We start from the raw sequence: 17,918 nt of genomic DNA on the forward strand, positions 1-17,918 counted from the left end.
GGACTCCTTCCCGTGGACGCGGTGGTTCTCTGATCGAGGGCCAAAATTCACCAAAACTCATCCTAGATCTGCCTCAACAGATCCCTGGGATCCAAGCGGATATCCTGCAACATTTCGTCTAATTCAATAACTTTTCAATAACTTAGCCAGACATAACCGGTGATCCCGCCACCTGCGCTGGTATTCCGTCCACTCACGTAATGAAATCCTCCCAAGCCCAGCGTCCAACCGGGATCCAGTCGCCAGTTGAATTGACCGGAGAGCTTCAGGTTGTCGTAGTCCGGGTCTTGCACGGGGTTGCCCTCAAAGAGGAGGGGAGCGCCATTACCCAGCGTAAAATCTCCATCCAGCGAGAGGATCGTTTGTAGGCTGGGCAGGAGATCCGCACCGACGGTGAGGTTGGCTTTGATGCGGTTGCCAGGGTAACCCAGGTAATCCCGAAAGGTGAGGCAGGAGTCGAAGAAACTGGGCAAGGATCCAACCCGCCCAGAAACCGCCACACCCCCACTTAGGTCATAGCCAAAAACGCCGTATCCCAACGGCAGGGGGGTAGTTTGAGTATCATAACCGGGTGGGATCAAAGCCGTTAACTGGCCTGAAAAGAAGGGATCCCCGTTCCCCCAGGAATAGCGCAAGCCCACTTCCACATCGCGCAACCCCTGATTGCGTTGGGTCACCGTATCCTCACCACTGGCAAAGCGATTTTCCAGAAAAGTGTAGGCCGTATTCAGATTGAGGGTGAGACGATCCGTCAGGCCTGCTTCCGCAAAAACATTCAGGCTGGTTTCATCAAACTCTGAAAAAGCCGACACCACTCGCCCCCCCTCGTCAAAGCGAGTACGAGGCCGAAAGATCTCCGGTTGCAAGGAAAAAAACAAATTCCCCGCTCCACGTGGAAACCCACACCCTGCCCAGCCAGGCTGCGCCCACAACGGGATCCCGACTCCCCCAACCAGCAACCCCAGTACCAACCCCTTCTCCATTGTTCACCCCTCAATCGTTCCAGCACTTGCTCCGGGAGCCAGCAGCGGATCCCTCAGCAGGGATTGTAGATAACAAAAGTGAGGTTGTCCCTATCCTTGGCCAAGGATTGATCTCGCCTCTTTGCCTTTCATGCCAAACATTTCATGCCGAATCGTCATGATGATTATGTTGAGTTCGGGTTGGGTTCTAGTAAAGTTGAAAGTTATACGAACCCTACAATAGAGCGTTTCCCCAGGGATCCCGTACTTGTGGCAAACTGAGGGTAAGTTGGGTTGGTTTCACCTATGCCGCAACCGCAGCCTCCCCGCAAACTGGAAGATCAATTTGTGGAGAATGTCTCCCGTTATCCCACCTACTTTGTCACGGTCTTGCTGGGAGGGATCTGGGCTGGTGTACAGCCGTTCGTGAATCTGTATCGCAAAAGCCCGACGGCAGGGGCTATGGTGACCCTGGGCTGCCTTTTGCTGCTACTGTTTGTCTATTTCACCTTGCGGGGCATGACGGGAGAGACCTTTCTGCCAGGATGGATGTTGCGTTGGAGCTCAGGGGGTCTCTCGTGAGCGAAGCCGTGCAATGGACTCCGGAAGCAGAAGCTCGCCTCAAGGAGATCCCTTTTTTTGTGCGCCCTGCCGCCCGTAAGAAGATCGAAAAATTTGCCCAAGAATCTGGGATCCAGCAAATCACCGTGGAAATCTACGAACAGGCCAAGCAGAAATTTGGCTCTTGAGGGGATCCCTTGCGCGTCAGCGGCTCCCAGCTCTGGCAGAGCCGTAGCAGGGTGATTGGATTTACCGCTAGCTTGGTAGAGGTATTCTCCCCTATTCCCTTCTTCTTGCAACTCATGGCAGATTGGATCCTCTTGGCACTGGTGGGTTCTGTAACCTACCTGCTGCTCCAAAAAAGTGTGGCCCGCCTCTCGAAGGTGCCGTGGCGGATCCTGTGGCTGGTGATGATGATGCCGCCCTTGGTGTGGGTGTTGGGGCGACAAGTCTTCCAGTACGAGATGCCGCCTTTGGTGATGCTGGTGTTATTTCTCACCTCTTATTTCACCAGCATGACCCTGGTGCGGCGGGGACGCCTTCGACCCCCAACAGCCGGCCCTAAGCCAGAAGTGGAGAATCCTTCCCCAGATGCCGAGACCGAACCGGATCCAGACCCCGAAGAAGAGACCCCTACCGAGCCGATTGAGGACTCCCTCTCGCTGACACAACCGGTTGCCTTGGCTCATACCCCAATTTCGGAGGTTCCCCGCGAGAAACTGAGCAACTGTTTTCCTTGGAATGTTTTTTATCTGCAAAACGTGGAGTACCGTCCGCAGGCGATTATCTGTCGGGGCAATTTGCGAGCGGATCCCAGCGAAGCCTACGAGCGGGTGCAGCAGAATGTAGAAAACACCTTTGGCAATCGCTTTTTGCTGGTATTGCAGGAGGGGTTTGCCGGTAAGCCCTTTTTTGCTTTGGTGCCCAATCCAGCGGCGCGGCGCTCTTTGACAGCCAATGGGGATCTGCCGATTTTGGCGATGGGGCTGCTGCTGTTCACCTTCTGGACCACCCTCAGTGCCGGGGCGCAGGCGGCGGGGGTCAGTGCTGACCAACTGTTGCATCTGCCCTCTCTGATGAAGGGGTTACCCTATGCCCTGGCGATTCTGGCCATTTTGGGATCCCATGAGTGGACTCGCTACTGGGTGGCCCGCCGCCACAACATCAAAACCTCACTGCCCTATTTCATCCCGGTGCCCTTTGTGTTGGGAACCTTTGGGGCGTTTATCCAGTTGAAAGAGCCGGTACCCAATCGCAAGGTGCTGTTTGATATCGGCATTTCTGGACCACTGGCGGGCAGTATCGTCGCCTTGGGAATGTTGCTGTTGGGCTTGTTTTTTTCAGAGCCTCAGGCGGCCCCTGCTGTGCCAGAAGGGCAACCAACCCCGATTAGTTTTCATCAAATTGATCCGCGCTTGTCGGTGCTGCTCGGGATCCTCTCCCGCATGGTGCTCTGGGATCAGTTGCAGCCGGGGCAGGTGATTGATTTGCATCCGCTGGCCTTTGCCGGATGGTTGGGGTTGGTGGTGATTGCTTTTAACTTGATGCCAGTGGGCCAATTGGATGGCGGGCACATTGTGCATGCGGTCTATGGGCAGCAGATGGGGGCAAATGTGGGTCGGGTGGCCCGTTGGTTGGTGTTGCTGTTGGCTTTGACGGTGCAGCCTTGGCTGTTGTTGTGGGCCCTGTTGCTGTTTGTGATTTCCAGTGCCGATGAGCCTGCCCTCAACGATGTAACGGAACTGGACGAGGGGCGGGATCTACTGGGGTTGGGGATGCTGACTTTGCTGGTGTTAATCCTGTTGCCGGTGCCGCCTTTTTTACAAACTTGGCTTGGCTTGGCCTAGATCCGGGGTAGGATCCTGACCACGTCTTGATGTAGTGCCCACGGTCATGAAGCCCAGCCTAATTGTCCAGAAATACGGTGGAACGTCTGTCGGCTCCATCGAACGGATTCGGGCGGTAGCCAAGCGGGTAGCCCATACGGTGGAACAGGGACATCGGGTGGTGGTGGTGGTCTCGGCGATGGGGGATGAAACCGACCGCCTGGTGCAGTTGGCGGAGCAACTCTTAGCGGGATCCCCAACCACCCCCAGCCAGCAGCGGGAATGGGATATGCTCCTGTCCACTGGCGAACAGGTGAGCATTGCCCTTCTGGCCCTAGCCCTACAACAACTGGGGTATACCGCCCTTTCCATGACAGCAGCGCAGGTGGGCATTTTTACCACGCGGGATCACATGCGGGCCCGCATTTTGGAGATCCACACCGAGCGCCTCCAGCATCATTTGGAACGGGGGGAGGTGGTGGTGGTGGCCGGGTTTCAGGGCATTACCAGCCCGACGGAGCTGGAGATTACCACCTTAGGTCGAGGGGGATCCGATACCACGGCGGTAGCCTTGGCAGTGGCATTACAAGCGCAGCTGTGCGAGATCTACACGGATGTGCCCGGCGTTTTTACCACCGACCCGCGCAAGGTGCCAGAAGCCAGGCTGCTGCCGGAGATCACCAGTGCCGAAATGCTGGAGTTGGCCAGTTTGGGGGCGCAGGTGTTGCATCCCCGCTCGGTGGAGATCGCCCGCAACTATGGAGTGAAGCTGCGGGTGCGTTCCAGTTTGCTGCCCTTCCAGGGGGAGGAGGCAAACCTGGGCACGTTCATTGTGTCTCCCCCTGCTCCGCCGGGTATCCCTAGGGGGGGATTAGAGATGGGCTTGGCAGTAGATACCGTCGAGGTGGACCGGGATCAGGCCAAGTTGGTGCTGGTGGGGGTACCGGATCGGCCCGGGATTGCTGCTCAGCTTTTCCAAGGCATTGCAGCAGCAGGGGTGAATGTGGATTTGATTTTGCAGTCGCTACAATTTAGCCCGGAAGATGCATCGCTCTCCACTCAACCCACCAATGACATTGCCTTCACCGTCAGCCGCTCTCAGGTTAGGGAGGCAGCAGCAGTGGCCCAACGCATCGGCCAAGAGCTGGGGTGTGAGGCGGTCATGGTGGATGAGGCGGTGGCCAAAGTCAGCATTGCTGGAGTGGGGATGATTGGGCGACCAGGGATCGCCGCCCAGATGTTTCAGGTGCTGGCGAAGGCGGGGATCAACCTGCAGATGATTTCGATGTCGGAGATGAAAGTAAGCTGTGTGGTAGCTGCTGAGCGAGCCGGTGATGCCGCCTTGGCGCTGGGGGAATCGTTTCAGGTGATCCCCCGTTTACATCGGCCTCAACCTTTCCCTAGGGATCCGCTCCAACCAGCGGCCCGCCACCCTGTACGGGGTATCGCTCTGGATCTAAAGCAATCCCGCCTAGGCATTCGTAAGGTACCGGATCGACCGGGAACGGCTGCCCATTTGTTCGGACAGTTGGCTGCCGCCGGAGTGATTGTCGATACGATCATCCAAAGCCAGCGGGGCTACCACAACGGGATCCCGAGCAACGACATTGCCTTCACGGTGCCCCAGGATCAGGCGGGGGCAGCGGAAGCGGTGTGTCAGCAGGTGGCCCGAGACCTGCAGGCGGCGGGAGTCGATATCGATCACGAGATTGCCAAGGTCAGCATTGTCGGGGCGGAAATGGAAGCCCATCCGGGGGTGGCCGCCCATCTGTTTGCCACCCTGGCGGCAGCCGGGATCAACATCGAGATGATCGCCACCTCTGAAATTAAGGTGAGCTGTGTGGTGCGCCGTGAGCAGGGTCTCCTCGCCTTACGAACGATTCACCGCGCCTTCGAGCTGGATAAACCCTAGAGTTTCTCGGGTTGTGGGGATCCCTGACTTACACCCCCGCAGAAATACCCACCGGAGAACGGCGCACTCGCTTGTCTGTAATCAGCTCCACCACATCCATGCCGTTGCTGATCACCCCCGGTACACTCGGATACCCGGCACTGGCCCCCACCAAAAAGAGGTTGGGCAGTTCCGTTTCATAGCCGAGGCGATGTAGCCCCACTTGCTTGGGCACCAACTTCGCGCCGTAGATGTTGCCTCGAGGTTGGCCGAGGAAATGCTCGCTGGTAGTGGGGGTACCGTACACTTTCATGCGGATATACCGATCCACATCCGGGATCAGATCCCGCACGCTGCTCATCACCGCCTGGTAAACCTCCCGTTTTTTGGCTTTGTAGGCTTTGGGATCCGCGTCGTGCAGTTGCTTAAAGGGTTCGTAGGGACAGACGGTAGCAATTTCCAACACATGATGTCCAGGAGGAGCCATACCCGGTTCGTCGGATTTTACGGTTGGGCAAGAAAGGAAAATCCAGGGGTGCTCCAGGTTGCCCGCCAGTTGTTGGTCGTAGGCGCGGTTCAGATCCCCGTCGGGATAGTACCAAATGTTCCAGTTACCGATGCCATAGCGGGCCGGGTTAAAGCGGCTATCCAGACCCAGGTAGATGTTAAAGGCACTGGCGGAATACTCGTAGTTGGTGAGGCGCTGTCGCTCCGCTTGGCTCAGGGATCCCCCGTGCATCAGGTCTACCGTTAGTTTTGGATCCAGATCGCTAATGTAGGCTTTGCTGGCAACAAAGTGAGTTCCCCCCGCCGTTACCCATTCCACCACGCCACTTTTGGCTTCGATGTGTTCGACCGGAGTGGAATAGCGGATGGTCCCTCCCGCCTGCACAATCGCATCCACAATCGTGTCCACAAAGCCCTTGAAGTGTTCCCGTGGATAATAGGCCCCTTCCGAGTAATCCCAAACCAGCGCAGTGTGGGTGAGCAGGGCGATCTCTTTTGGGGGCAGGGCATAATCACCGCTTTGCCCGGCCAGAAGTGCTTGCAGCTTTGGCGAAACACCGACCCGATCGTAGAGATCCTGAAGTGTCCAGTGCCGTTTCTGGAACAGGTTGAAATACTTAGGCAGTTTCAACCAGTCGTACCATTTGGGGTCGTACCAGCGCACCTCTTGGTTGAGCTGGTGAATGTCTGCGTGTAGGCGCTGAATTTCATCACAGTAGCGGTTGATTGCCGCTGCTTCTTCGGGGAATCGATCCAACAGGCGGTTACGCAAGTTCTCCCAACCCAAGGGAATAGCAAAGTCCACCTCTGGGGTGATTACCCGATCAATGCAATCGGGATCCAGTGAATTGAATGCAACCTCGCGGCCAATGTAGTTGAGAAACTGGTCGATGGCCTGCCCCGGCCCACACTGGGAAATGTAGTGGACATCCGCGCAAAAGCGGTAGTTCCCGTAGTCGAAGGTATGGCAACAGCCTCCGGGCAAATAGTGTTTCTCCAGCACTGCCACGCGGGCTCCCTGACGGCTCAGGCAAGCCGCTGCTGCCAATCCCCCCAATCCAGCACCCAACACCACATAGTCAAACAGTTCCATGGCCAGCTCCTCCTCGTAGGGTAAACAGTCCCTATCGCAGATGAACACTCCTCACCAGCCACCTTGCCGCTCTAGCCGAAACTGCTCTCAGCCTGATGACCTCAGCCTAGCCTCTTAACCAGCTCTTAACCAAGAGATTGCAGATCCTCTGACGCCAACAACAGCGGGAAATGATGGGCATTGGGGGAATGCATCGCCTGGATCCCCAAATTGGCGCGGTTGAGCACATCCGCATAGGTACCGATAAAATGCCCCTGACTATCCAGAATCGACTGGTTGAAATTCAACCCGTTCAGGTTAAAGCTCATCAGGCCGATCCCAATTGCTGCCGCCCAAATGCCGACAGTGGGCAGGGCCGCCATCCAAAAGTGAACGGAACGACTGTTTTTGAAGCCGAGGCTGGGCACCCACAACCGCCCCAAAAAGCCATAGTGCCCGGCCATAAAGTTGTAGGTCACCTCCTGCTGGCCGAAGCGATAGCCGGCATTGGCCGATTCCATCTCGCTGGTTTCTCGGATCAAGCTAGAGGTGACCAAAGAACCGTGCACGGCAGCCAGCAAGGCTCCGCCAAAGACCCCAGCTACCCCCAGCCAACTGGTGGGATGCATCAAAATGTTGTGGTCAGCCTGGAAGGCCAACATGAAATGGAAGGTGCCGGCAATGCCGAGGGGCAAGCCTTCTGAGAAACTGCCCTGACCAATGGGGTAGACCAACAACACCGCTGTGGCAGCCGCCGCCGGCGCCGAAAAGGCCACTGCAATCCAGGGGCGCATTCCCAGCCGATAGCTCAGCTCCCACAGCCGACCCAGGTAGCACCAAACCCCGATCAAAAAGTGCAGCACGATCAGTTGATAGGGGCCGCCGTTGTACAACCACTCATCCAAGGAAGCCGCTTCCCAAATCGGGTAAAAATGCAAACCAATGGCTGCTGAAGTGGGGACAACCGCTGCAGAAATGAAGTTGTTTCCTCCCATCAATGAGCCAATTATCGGTTCACGGATCCCGTCCATATCCACAGGAGGGGCTGCAATAAAGGCAATGACAAAACAAATAGCAGCTGCCAATAAAGTTGGGATCATCAGCACCCCAAACCAGCCGATGTAAAGGCGGTTTTCGGTACTGGTAATCCACTGACAAAATCCATCCCACCTCCAACCCCTCGTCATGCTGGGTGAACGACGAATCAGAATGCTCATAAGCAATGACTCCTAAACTATCACCGACAGAGCCTGTCCCTCCGGCAATCCGGTCACCAGAGCCGCAGTAGAAAGGATCCGTAAAGGATCCGTGAAAAAGCAGTGACAACGGCTCAGCTCAACGGTTGCTAGGCAAGCCAAAAAGATCGATGCAACCTGACATTCACTGGCATTCATAACAACGCAACTTGCCTTAGAAAAGCTCCATTCTGGGTGAGCCTCTTACCCCAGGCTAGACAATTCAACCCCGAGCGACAGGGATCCCTAACGGCAAGCGAGGGGAATGTGAAACAAATTAATCTGCTGACACAAAAAAGAACTTGAGTATTACAATCTTTGTCGTTCTGCCAAGGGAGTAACAGCATCAGCCCTGAATCCAACTGAACCGACTCCCGCTGGTTTCAGGGCTGGGGATCCCAGATGTACCCATCACTCCAATCGACTCTAATCATCGAAGCGAACCACCTTCACCCAGTGGGGATAGTCGGGATCCCGATTTTCTGTAATTGCCGCCAGTTTTTGTCGCAACTGCTCAGTGATGGGGCGGTTAGCTGGCATTTGGTATTGCTCAATTTGACGAACTGGGGTGATTTTGGCAGCAGTCCCCGTTAAAAAGACTTCGTCGGCGATGAACAGTTCCGATTTGTCGATGGGGCGTTCTTGGGTTGGGATGCCAAGGTCACGAGCCAGCGTGAGGATGCTATCGCGGGTGATCCCTTCCAAAATGTCTTGGTCAAAGCCGGGAGTGATCAGAATGCCGTTGCGCACGATGAAAATATTCATGCCCGAGGCTTCGCTGACTTTGCCCTGGGAGTTCATCAAAATCGCTTCGTCATAGCCCGCCTGGACAGCCTCGGTCTTGGCCAGAGAGGAAGTAATGTAAGCACCGCTGATTTTGCCCCGCAACGGCAGACTGCGATCCTCTTGCCGGGCCCAAGAGCTGATGCGACAACTCACCCCCTCCGGCGAGAGATAATCCCCCAGTTCCAGGCCATAGACGAAAAAGTCTTTCTCGATGTTGTGCAGGCGGGGCGAAATACCCAGATCTGAGGTGTATACCAGAGGGCGGATGTAGAAGGAGGAGGAGGGGCGATTTTTTTGGATCAGCGCCACAATCACCTGCTCAATCCGGTCGGCAGGCAGATCAAAGCAGAGCAGATGGGCACTTTGGCTCAGTCGTTGGCAATGGCGATCCAGCCGGAACAACAGAATTTGGTCAGGGTTTTGCGGATCCGGGATCCCGCGCAAGCCGCCAAACGCCGCCGTCCCGTAATGCAACGCATGGGTGGCAATGGAGATCTTCGCCTCAGCAAAGGGGACAATCTGGCCCTGAAAGTAGGCGTAGGGCAGAAAATCTGGCATGGTCGGCACCCATTACGGTAGGAACTAGGAATAAAAACATTATCACGAACATCACTTACACCTGGAAGCCCCACCACTTTAGTGCGGGGAGGAAAGGCGAGCGCGACTTTAGTCGCATATAGTTCTGTTATGGAACAAACACTGACACTTGTTTGCAGGCTTCAACCCACTCCTGAACAAAGCGTCAAGATGGAAGCTTTGTTGCAGGCGTTTGCCGATGCCTGCAATTTTGCCAATCAGTCCGTCAAAGCCTCCGTAACCAGTAAGACCACAATTCAGAGTTTGGTCTATCAGGAGTTGCGGGAACGGTTTGGGTTGAGTGCCAATCAAGCTGTCAGAGTTTGTGCCCGTGTTGGGGCTAACCGCAAAACCTCCAAACTGAAAGGTAAGCCGATAAAGACGTTTCGGCCCACATCGGCTGATTACGATGCCCGGATCTTTGCTTTTAGGGAGAAGGATTGGACGGTTAGCCTGACTCTTTTGGGATGTCGGGAGCACATCAAACTGAAGCAGGGTAACTATCAGATGGGCAAATTGAAGGGGCGTAAACCCACTTCTGCCCAACTGTGCAAACACCGGGATGGTTCCTACCCTTAGCATCAGCCTCCCCCAAAGCGTCATATACTGTTGCGGCTGTTGGAATCGTTCAGGAACCTGCCGCTTATGTCTGAGCTTCTCCCTTTGCCCTCTCTGCAAGACCAAGTGGTGATCGTCACGGGAGCCAGTCGGGGGATTGGCCGAGCGATTGCCCTCCATTTGGCAGCGCTGGGGGCAAAAGTGGCGATTAACTATGCGCGTTCGGGTGCTGAGGCTGAGTCCTTGTTGGAGGAGATGGCAGCGCTGGGATCCCCAGGGATTGCCCTGTCCGCCGATGTTTCACAAGCGGAGTCCGTAGAGGGCCTTTTTGCTCAGGTCATGGAGCGCTGGGGCCGAGTGGATGTGCTGGTGAATAACGCCGGCATCACCCGTGACACGCTGCTGCTGCGCATGAAGCCGGAAGATTGGCAGGCGGTGCTGGATCTCAACCTGACGGGGGTTTTCCTCTGTTTGAAGGCAGCAGCCAAGATCATGGTGAAACAACGGCAAGGGCGCATCATCAACATCACCTCTGTGGTGGGGTTAGTGGGGAATGCGGGGCAAGCCAACTACAGCGCCGCCAAGGCAGGGGTGGTGGGTCTGACCAAATCTGCAGCCCGGGAACTGGCCAGCCGCAACATTACCGTCAATGCCGTTGCTCCGGGGTTTATCGCTACCCAAATGACGGAGAAACTGGATGCCACCCCGATCGTGGCGCAAATTCCCCTAGGCCGGATGGGATCCCCGGCGGAAGTGGCGGGGCTGGTGCGCTTTCTGGCCGCCGATCCAGCAGCAGCCTACATTACGGGGCAGGTGTTCAATATCGATGGCGGCATGGTGATGCACTGACCGTCCACAACCGAGAGGGAGTCGAGGTAAACCTCAACCCGCTGGGATCCCGACCCCATCGCTTGGAAACTGTTGCCCAACCCACCGAACATTGGGGATCCCCTTCCGTATCATCAAGCTTGGATGATTAACGCTTTGGCTGCCATGACTGAAACCCTGACCCCACCTCTCTCGGTTGAACCCATCGATTGGTTTGCCCGCTGGCGGGATCGGGTGGAAGCTCGGGAAGCGCAGAATGTGCGTTGGCAGAGTCCGCGCATGGGGGATTTGGGGTTTTGGGCTGTGGCTGCTCCCCGCTTTGCCCGGATGACCCGCAATTTGCCCACAACCGATCCCTTTGTGCAGGCGATGCGCGTTCGGGTACAACCGGATGACGTGATTTTGGATATTGGGGCTGGGGCAGGGCGATACAGCTTGCCGATTGCCCCTTGGGTCAAACAGGTGATTGCGTTGGATCCCTCGCCGGAAATGTTGCAGCAGTTACAGTTGATCGCTGCGGAGCAAGGGAGCCCCAACATTCAAACTCTACAGGGATCCTGGCCTGAGGCCCTGGCGGATCTACCGCCGGTGGATGGGGTGATCTGTGCCCATGCCTTTTACTGGGTCAGGGAGATGGAACCCTACCTGCAAGCCTTAAAAACAGCAACAGGCCGATTTTGTCTGATGCAGATTCGCACCCATCAGATCGATGCTTTTTTGGATCCCTTGTTTCTCCGCTTGCATGGGGAGTCTCGTCCGCCTGAACCGGTGTTCCTGGATCTCTACGGGGCACTCACGCAAGTGGGGATTTGGGCCGATGTGCAGATCGCCAAGGGATCCAGCCGTTCCTACCCTGAGGTGGAGGAATTAACTGAGTTCGCTACAGCCCTGCTCTGCTGGAGGCCAGAGTTGGCCTCTGTGCTCAGTCGGGAGGAGATCCACGCCTACCTAGAGGGGATCCTGGAGTACCGGGACGGTCGTTACTGGCTGAATGACCAAGCCAATCAGATGGCCATGGTGAGCTGGCAGAAGGGCTAGGGGTTCAAGTTTCGGCTCGATAGCCCAAATCGCCAAGGGTGCGCTCCGACCGCCGCCAATGGGGCCTCACCTTCACGAAAAGCTCCAGATACACTTTGCCTAGGATGAGCTTCTGGATTTGCAGGCGGGCAGCCTGGCCGATTTGCTTGAGCATTTCCCCCCGTTTGCCGATCAGGATCCCCTTTTGTGAGTCCCGCTCCACCGAGAGGGTGGCCAAGATGCGCGTTAGGCTGGGGGTTTCTTCCACTTGATCAATATTCACCGCCACCGAATGGGGGACTTCCTCACGGGTGTGCAGCAGCACCTGTTCTCGAATCAGCTCGGCCATGATGAAGCGCTCCGGCTGATCCGTCACCAAATCCGGCGGGTAGTAGTAAGGCCCATTGGGAAGTAAATCGATGGTGGCTCGGAGCAAGGGATCCAAACTGCTGGGATCCAGCCCAGAGACCCACACCACAGGGGCTTGGGGCCGCAGGGCTTGGTAGCTTTCCTGATGGGCTTGCCGAGTTTGAGCATCCTTGGGGGCAAGATCCGACTTATTGCAGACGATCACACAGGGAGAGTGGGCCGGGATCCGCTCGGCGATAAAGGCATCCCCTCGACCGGCGGGCACGGATCCATCCACCACAAAGAGGATGGCATCGACAGCGGCCATGGCAGCCTGGGCATTGTGGACCAAAATTTCCCCCAGCCGATGGTGGGGCTTGTGGATACCGGGGGTATCCACCCAGATGATCTGGGCTTCCGGCAAGGAGAGGATCCCCTGCAGGCGGTTGCGGGTGGTTTGGGCAACCGGCGAGGTAATGGCAATTTTTTGGCCAACCAGGGCATTGAGCAGGGTGGATTTGCCGACATTGGGCCGCCCGATTAAGGCCACAAAGCCCGACTTAAACCCCGGCGGCGCAGTTGGGATCCCGTAGGAGGGCAAATCTTCTGGCGCTGCGGAAGGATTGGAGGGTCTTTCAATTCCGTCTAGCTCCCCTGAGACAGTGGGTACAGAGTCGGTAGGAAGATTCACCATACCCAAAATCCTAATGGCCAGAATGGGCGACGGAAGCATCCGGCAATTGCAAAGACAGGGATCCCAAGGGGGCCAAGGTGGTGCCGGGATAGTAAAACTCCAGAATCTGCGCCGGGCTAAACCCCTGCCGTGCCAGGGTGTAGGAGCCGTATTGACTCAAGCCAACCCCGTGTCCAAATCCTCCGCCAACAAATTGGTAACCCGTCAATTGATCCCCCTGCTTCAGGGGCTCTACCCGAAACATGGTGCTGTACAGACGCGGAAAGGCTAGGCGCACCTGATCCTTGTGCAAAGTGATCGAATACAGCCCTTCTGTCGTTTGTAAATCCAACTGCATCGCCTGCACGCGGCCACTGGCGGAGCGCTCCAGAATGTTCATGCCCTTGATGCTGGTCCACTGCGGCATCGGGATCCCCAAATAGTCTTGGGCCGCCCGCAGTTGTGCATTCAGCTCGTTCAAGGACTGGGCAAATTCCCAACGGAACAGGCGAGATACCCCCACTTCGTTGAAGCCTTCCCGCTGCGCCAAGAAGGATTGAAAGCTGCTCTCCTGGCGCAAATCCAACGACTGACCCGGTTGATGGGCAATATCCGCTTGTGGACGGAGGTAGGGGCGCGGATCCCCATCCCAGACATCTTCAAACGCGGCGGAAACCCCGCCATTGGTGGAAGAATACACCGCATCCACCAGTTCGCCATTGTAAGTGAGCACCTGGCCACTGGTTTGTCGAATCGCCTCGTCGGTGCGGGGGTTAGTCCCGGTGAGCCCGCGATACACTTGGCAGTGGGTATTGGCGCAGATCTGGTAGTCATCGATCTGAAAGCGGTGCAGGTTCTTTAGGGCGTAGGTGCGGGCCAAAATCGCCTGAGCGGCCATGGCGGCAAAGGGTGCCCCCGGCCCCACTTCATGGGGCACTACCCCCCGCAGGTAGGTTTCTAACGGCACAGCATTGACCACCGTATAGCTGCCGTAGGCATTGGGCTGAATCGTCAGGGATCCGGCATAGTAACGGTCGTTCACCCGTAGGTATCCAGCATCGGAGGTAACCGTCAGGCGGGTGCGATGGTAGCGGAAATGGTCGTGAACCCAGCTCAGCTCGGCCCGCTCTTGCCGCTCTTGTACCACCGCCCTGACATTCGGGATCCCTTCTTCTTGGGCATAGAGGTGGATTTGCGTCAGTTGTTGGGGGGTATAGGCGCGGTGGGCCCACACCTGCCATTCCTCCGGTTGAGCGATCTCGGTGCTAATGCCCAAAGACTGCCAGTGGTTGGCATTGGCCTCGGCACTCTCAAAACTTTTGTGGCTGCTCAGGATCAGTCGATGGATCGTTTCTGGGGTTGTCAGGGCGCGATTGACAATACCGATGGTGACTTGAGCGGTGCGCTGGGTCTGAGGGGTACCATCGGCTTGCTCGAATTGTAAGGTCAGCAGGGAACCTGCCGGGGCAGCCAATTCCACCTCATCTGTCTCGGAGCGGCCAAACCGTTGCAAGATGCCCACCTGCAGGATCGGGTTTTGGGGGGTAGCCACGGTAGCCAAAGCCTCTTCACGGAAGGGATCCCCTGCCCCAAAGGCTGTGAGCAGCAAGCTTAAGCCAGAAATGAGCGTACTCTGGACAACCCGACGGGTTTTCACAGTAGGGGGCTGGTAACTGGGCATAGCTGCTTTATCCTGACAACACACCCTGTCGATTTTACTCGCATCTTTTCCGGCCTACCCCCAGAGCTATGGATTCTTTCCCCCTTGCCCCCTCTGCTCATACACCCCAGAGCATGGCCCGATCCCCCCTACTCAAGGGATCCGGCTGGCGATTGGGTTGGGATCCCTCTGGACAAGATTTTGTTGCTTTGGTGGGGGGAGAGGTATGGGCGCTGGAACTCACCCGGACAGAATGGCAGGACTTTGTGACGGGGCTGCAACGCTTGGTCCAGGACATGGAGGCGATGGGATCCCAATTGATGGCGGAGGAAGGCATTACCTTGGAGCAGGCTTTTCCCAGTCTGACCTTGATTGCCAGCGGCACGGCCACTGCCTGGAGTCTTTACCTACAGCTCCACCAAGGGCGGCGCGGAGAAGGCTTCTGGCCCGCCAGTGCAGCCATCGAGTTGTCTAGGGCGGTGGCTCAACAAGAAGTTGGGATCCCAGCCATGAGCAGAAGGGAACACATGGCCTAGAATGCAACAATTCTTGTTCCTCTTTCTACTGAATCTGCCCCATGGATCTGCACCAGCTTCACACCTATATGCGCCCTCAGCAACTGGCGGAGCTATCCCGCTGGGATCCGAGCTGGAACTGGTTGGCAGGAGGAACCTGGCTGTTTTCGCAACCGCAACCGCACCTGCGCGGCTTGGTGGATTTGCATCCTTTGGGGTGGAATGAGCTGGAGATTGGTACGGAGGGGTTGAAAGTCGGGGCAACCTGTACCTTCGCGCAGTTGCTCCAGCAGGATTGGCCAGCCGATTGGCCAGGGATCCGCGCCCTGTGTGACGGGATCGCTTCCTTGGCTTCATTTAAGGTGGCCCACTTGGCAACGGTGGGGGGGAATCTTTGCTTGGCCCTGACGGTGGGGGTGATGGCCCCGGTGTTGATCGCCCTTGAGGCCACCTATACGCTGGTGAACTTGCAGGGATCCCAGCGCCAAATTCCAGCCCATCACTTTCAAACCGGCCCCCAACAAACTCTGCTGCAAGCGGGGGAAGCGCTACGGCACATTTGGATCCCGGCCCAACGCCTGCGCGGCCCCAGTTCTTTTCAACGGCTTGGCCTAGCCCAAACGGATCCCGCCTTGGTGATCGTGGTTGGCTCTCGGGATCCCGATTGCGGCGATTATCGCTTTGGCCTCAATGCTGCCGTTTCTTCGCCGCAGTTGGTTCAGTTCGGATCCCGGCCCAGCCCCGAACAGATTCGCTCCCTTTTGGCAGAACAAGTGCAAGGGTGGATGAGCGACTTCCGGGCCAGTGCCCTTTACCGCCAACACATGAGCGAAGTGTTGATACGACGTGCGCTGACAGACTTAGGCTAGTCGGGGTGTTGCCCCATACCAGCTGGGGGTTGAGAACGGCGAACCCATCCCGCCACCGCCAGCAACGTGAGCAGGTAGGGCAGAGCCAGCAAAACATCCCTCGGCAGAGGTAAGGTTAGGGCCTGAGCTTGCAGTTGTAGAGCTTGAGCTGCCCCGAAACAGAGGGCGGCGATCAAGGTGCCGAGGGGGCGCCAGTTGCCGCAGATCAGAGCGGCCAGCGCAATGAATCCCCGTCCTGCCGTCATCTGCTGCACAAACATGGAGAGCTCACCAATGGAAAGGTAGGCCCCACCCCAGCCCGCCAAGGCCCCAGCCGTCAACAGCGCCAGATATCGGTAGCGCTGCACCGGGATCCCGACACTGGCCGCCGCTCGGGGATGTTCTCCCACCGCCAAAACCCTCAGTCCCCAGCGGGTTTGATCAAGAAAGCCTTGGATCCCCAGCACCAGCAACAACCCCAAAGGCACCAATAGGTTCAGCCCACCCACAAACGGGGGCAGCTTCGGCACCCTCGGCGAAGTCCCCGCCACCCCCCAAAGGCTTTGCAACAAAAAATTCGGCAAGCTTAAGGCCAACAGATTGAGCCCCGCCCCCGCCACAATCGGGTCAGCCCGCAACCCCACACACCATACCGCGTGCAACGCTGCCCCCAGCACCCCACACAACCCGCCCACGAGCAAACCCAGATAGGGATCCTGGCTGACATGGCTCCCCAAAGCTGCCCCAAAGGCGCCCAGCAACATGTACCCTTCCAGGGCAATATTCATGATCCCCACCCGCTCCGAGAGCAGGCCCGCCATCCCCGCCCAAATCAGGGGGGTCGCCATGCGCAAAGTGGCCAGTCCAAAAGCCAGGGAGAACACCGGATCCCTCTCGTCGTGGCTCCAGGAATACAGCAGGAATCCCAGCAGGAAAAGTAACTAAAGCTACCCTTTCCCACTATTGCTAAAGGAATAATGAAGGCTCAACGTTTGCATTCCCAACGTGAACCCATGCGCCGCCCACCTTCATTCACCAAACTGCTCCAACTCTCAGTGGCCTGGCTTAGCCTGCTGATCCTCTGGGTAGCTGTCCACCCTGGGCTTGCGCAAACCTCCACCGTCACTGTCACCATGGTGACTGACCAAGCGGGGTTAGGGGATCAAGGCTTTAACGATCTGGCTTGGGCCGGGTTGCAGAAAGCAACGGCAGAGCTGGGAGTGGAAGCCAAATACATTGAGTCACGAGAATTTGCTCAATACGTGCCCAACTTGAGTGCTGCCGCCCGCAGCAGCGATCTGACGGTTGGGGTCGGGTTTTTGCTCACCGATGCGATTGCTGAAGTAGCCAAGCAAAACCCGGAGCGTAAGTTTGCCCTGATCGATGCCGTAGCAGAGGAGGGAATTGACAATATCGCTTCGGTGGTGTTTCGAGAGCAGGAGGCCTCCTTCTTGGCGGGAGTGGCCGCCGGTTTGATGACCCAAACGGGCAAAGTGGGAGCGATTGGGGGTATGGAAATTCCGCCAGTGGTGCGTTGGATCTCCGGCTTTCAGGCGGGGGTAAAAACCGCCAACCCCGAGGCGGAAGTGCTCGTGGGCTATGTGGGCAGTTTTGCGGATCCCGCCCAAGGAAAGGGTTTGGCCGAAGCCCAGATCACCCAGGGGGCAGACATTTTGTTTGAAGTGGGGGGCTTGAGTGGCACTGGCGTGTTTGAAGCCGCCCGAGAGCGGGGAGCAGGCACTTGGGTGATTGCTTCTGACAAAGACAAAAGCCAACTGGCTCCCGATAACCAGCTGGCAGCCGTGGCCAAAGGCGTAGATGTGGCGGTATTTAGCCAGGCAGAAGCAGTAGCCAAGGGTACTTTCCAGGGAGGGATCTTCGATCTGGGGCTGAAAGAGAAGGGTATGGCCTTGCTCACTCCCGGCGACAAAATTCCTGCCCCTATCCTGGAACAGGTGCAGGCCTACGCCGTTCAAATCGAGTCCGGTGCCTTGGTTCCCCCCACCACTGCCGAAGAATTGGCCGCCTTCCAGCCGCCCCAATAGTCCTGCCGGC

16 protein-coding genes and 1 pseudogene are annotated in these 17,918 nt (G+C 57.1%); 10 read left to right on the top strand and 7 right to left on the bottom strand.

The annotated features are described in order from the left end of the window. Positions 1-134 precede the first annotated feature (134 nt). The gene (locus JX360_RS04985) at positions 135-983 is read right to left on the bottom strand and encodes a hypothetical protein (RefSeq protein WP_244349499.1); all 849 of its coding nucleotides are present in this window, start codon (positions 981-983) and stop codon (positions 135-137) included. A gap of 285 nt (positions 984-1,268) precedes the next feature. Between JX360_RS04985 and JX360_RS04990 the strand changes: the two genes are divergently transcribed. From JX360_RS04990 to JX360_RS05005, 4 genes are all read left to right on the top strand, one after another. Further along, entirely contained in the window at positions 1,269-1,544 is a 276-nt protein-coding gene (locus JX360_RS04990; protein ID WP_244349500.1) for a DUF751 family protein, read from the top strand. Then, positions 1,541-1,711: a PCP reductase family protein gene (locus JX360_RS04995; RefSeq protein ID WP_244349501.1), complete on the top strand. Its 171-nt coding sequence runs from the start codon at positions 1,541-1,543 to the stop codon at positions 1,709-1,711. Before JX360_RS04990 ends, JX360_RS04995 begins: the two co-directional genes overlap by 4 nt. 114 nt (positions 1,712-1,825) lie before the next feature. Then, complete coding sequence (locus tag JX360_RS05000) at positions 1,826-3,370, top strand: site-2 protease family protein (protein ID WP_425244360.1); 1,545 nt, start codon at positions 1,826-1,828, stop codon at positions 3,368-3,370. Positions 3,371-3,416: 46 nt separating this feature from the next. Then, entirely contained in the window at positions 3,417-5,261 is a 1,845-nt protein-coding gene (locus JX360_RS05005; protein ID WP_244349503.1) for an aspartate kinase, read from the top strand. A 28-nt stretch (positions 5,262-5,289) separates the two neighbouring features. Here the strand turns inward: JX360_RS05005 and JX360_RS05010 are convergent, their stop codons facing one another. The 3 genes from JX360_RS05010 to JX360_RS05020 all read right to left on the bottom strand — a co-directional run bounded on the left by JX360_RS05010 (position 5,290) and on the right by JX360_RS05020 (position 9,398). After that, positions 5,290-6,840, bottom strand: coding sequence for a phytoene desaturase family protein (locus JX360_RS05010; protein WP_244349504.1), 1,551 nt, complete (start codon positions 6,838-6,840; stop codon positions 5,290-5,292). 125 nt (positions 6,841-6,965) lie between these two features. Continuing rightward, a complete protein-coding gene (psbA, locus tag JX360_RS05015; RefSeq protein WP_279611262.1) occupies positions 6,966-8,036 on the bottom strand; it encodes a photosystem II q(b) protein in 1,071 nt (356 codons plus the stop codon). Positions 8,037-8,480: 444 nt separating this feature from the next. Beyond that, a complete protein-coding gene (locus JX360_RS05020; RefSeq protein WP_244349505.1) occupies positions 8,481-9,398 on the bottom strand; it encodes a branched-chain amino acid transaminase in 918 nt (305 codons plus the stop codon). A 129-nt stretch (positions 9,399-9,527) separates the two neighbouring features. Here JX360_RS05020 and JX360_RS05025 point away from each other — a divergent pair. From JX360_RS05025 to JX360_RS05035, 3 genes and pseudogenes are all read left to right on the top strand, one after another. Beyond that, positions 9,528-9,989, top strand: a pseudogene (locus tag JX360_RS05025) (RNA-guided endonuclease TnpB family protein); the annotation flags it as partial. Between the two features lie 72 nt (positions 9,990-10,061). Continuing rightward, positions 10,062-10,823 carry a 3-oxoacyl-[acyl-carrier-protein] reductase gene (fabG, locus tag JX360_RS05030; protein WP_279611263.1) on the top strand — a complete coding sequence of 254 codons (762 nt, stop codon included), beginning with the start codon at positions 10,062-10,064 and terminating at the stop codon, positions 10,821-10,823. Between the two features lie 144 nt (positions 10,824-10,967). Next, on the top strand, positions 10,968-11,840 hold the full coding sequence (locus JX360_RS05035; RefSeq protein WP_244349556.1) for a class I SAM-dependent methyltransferase: 873 nt from the start codon (positions 10,968-10,970) through the stop codon (positions 11,838-11,840). Between the two features lie 4 nt (positions 11,841-11,844). Here JX360_RS05035 and era read toward each other — a convergent pair whose 3' ends face one another. Continuing rightward, on the bottom strand, positions 11,845-12,861 hold the full coding sequence (era, locus tag JX360_RS05040) for a GTPase Era (protein WP_244349507.1): 1,017 nt from the start codon (positions 12,859-12,861) through the stop codon (positions 11,845-11,847). 10 nt (positions 12,862-12,871) lie between these two features. Further along, entirely contained in the window at positions 12,872-14,521 is a 1,650-nt protein-coding gene (locus tag JX360_RS05045) for a SpoIID/LytB domain-containing protein (protein WP_244349508.1), read from the bottom strand. Positions 14,522-14,634: 113 nt separating this feature from the next. On the opposite strand from JX360_RS05045, the gene JX360_RS05050 reads away from it, so the two are divergent. Beyond that, on the top strand, positions 14,635-15,036 hold the full coding sequence (locus JX360_RS05050) for a DUF1818 family protein (protein WP_244349509.1): 402 nt from the start codon (positions 14,635-14,637) through the stop codon (positions 15,034-15,036). 41 nt (positions 15,037-15,077) lie between these two features. Then, positions 15,078-15,884 (top strand): FAD binding domain-containing protein, encoded by an 807-nt coding sequence (locus tag JX360_RS05055; RefSeq protein WP_244349510.1) that lies wholly within the window; start codon positions 15,078-15,080, stop codon positions 15,882-15,884. On the opposite strand, the gene JX360_RS05060 is transcribed toward JX360_RS05055, so the two are convergent. Beyond that, positions 15,881-16,747 (bottom strand): ABC transporter permease, encoded by an 867-nt coding sequence (locus JX360_RS05060; protein ID WP_244349511.1) that lies wholly within the window; start codon positions 16,745-16,747, stop codon positions 15,881-15,883. The genes JX360_RS05055 and JX360_RS05060 overlap by 4 nt on opposite strands. A 93-nt stretch (positions 16,748-16,840) precedes the next feature. Between JX360_RS05060 and JX360_RS05065 the strand changes: the two genes are divergently transcribed. Beyond that, positions 16,841-17,908 (top strand): BMP family lipoprotein, encoded by a 1,068-nt coding sequence (locus tag JX360_RS05065; RefSeq protein ID WP_244349512.1) that lies wholly within the window; start codon positions 16,841-16,843, stop codon positions 17,906-17,908. Positions 17,909-17,918 lie beyond the last annotated feature (10 nt).

This window comes from Thermostichus vulcanus str. 'Rupite' (assembly GCF_022848905.1).
Classification (GTDB): domain Bacteria; phylum Cyanobacteriota; class Cyanobacteriia; order Thermostichales; family Thermostichaceae; genus Thermostichus; species Thermostichus vulcanus_A.

Excerpts from the sequence above, each read along its gene's own strand:
- JX360_RS04985 (WP_244349499.1), bottom strand. The coding sequence starts at position 983 with ATGGAGAAGGGGTTGGTACTGGGGTTGCTGGTTGGGGGAGTCGGGATC.
- JX360_RS04990 (WP_244349500.1), top strand. The coding sequence starts at position 1,269 with ATGCCGCAACCGCAGCCTCCCCGCAAACTGGAAGATCAATTTGTGGAG.
- JX360_RS05000 (WP_425244360.1), top strand. The coding sequence starts at position 1,826 with ATGGCAGATTGGATCCTCTTGGCACTGGTGGGTTCTGTAACCTACCTG.
- JX360_RS05005 (WP_244349503.1), top strand. The coding sequence starts at position 3,417 with ATGAAGCCCAGCCTAATTGTCCAGAAATACGGTGGAACGTCTGTCGGC.
- JX360_RS05010 (WP_244349504.1), bottom strand. The coding sequence starts at position 6,840 with ATGGAACTGTTTGACTATGTGGTGTTGGGTGCTGGATTGGGGGGATTG.
- psbA (WP_279611262.1), bottom strand. The coding sequence starts at position 8,036 with ATGAGCATTCTGATTCGTCGTTCACCCAGCATGACGAGGGGTTGGAGG.
- JX360_RS05020 (WP_244349505.1), bottom strand. The coding sequence starts at position 9,398 with ATGCCAGATTTTCTGCCCTACGCCTACTTTCAGGGCCAGATTGTCCCC.
- fabG (WP_279611263.1), top strand. The coding sequence starts at position 10,062 with ATGTCTGAGCTTCTCCCTTTGCCCTCTCTGCAAGACCAAGTGGTGATC.
- JX360_RS05035 (WP_244349556.1), top strand. The coding sequence starts at position 10,968 with ATGACTGAAACCCTGACCCCACCTCTCTCGGTTGAACCCATCGATTGG.
- era (WP_244349507.1), bottom strand. The coding sequence starts at position 12,861 with ATGGTGAATCTTCCTACCGACTCTGTACCCACTGTCTCAGGGGAGCTA.
- JX360_RS05045 (WP_244349508.1), bottom strand. The coding sequence starts at position 14,521 with ATGCCCAGTTACCAGCCCCCTACTGTGAAAACCCGTCGGGTTGTCCAG.
- JX360_RS05050 (WP_244349509.1), top strand. The coding sequence starts at position 14,635 with ATGGCCCGATCCCCCCTACTCAAGGGATCCGGCTGGCGATTGGGTTGG.
- JX360_RS05055 (WP_244349510.1), top strand. The coding sequence starts at position 15,078 with ATGGATCTGCACCAGCTTCACACCTATATGCGCCCTCAGCAACTGGCG.
- JX360_RS05065 (WP_244349512.1), top strand. The coding sequence starts at position 16,841 with ATGAAGGCTCAACGTTTGCATTCCCAACGTGAACCCATGCGCCGCCCA.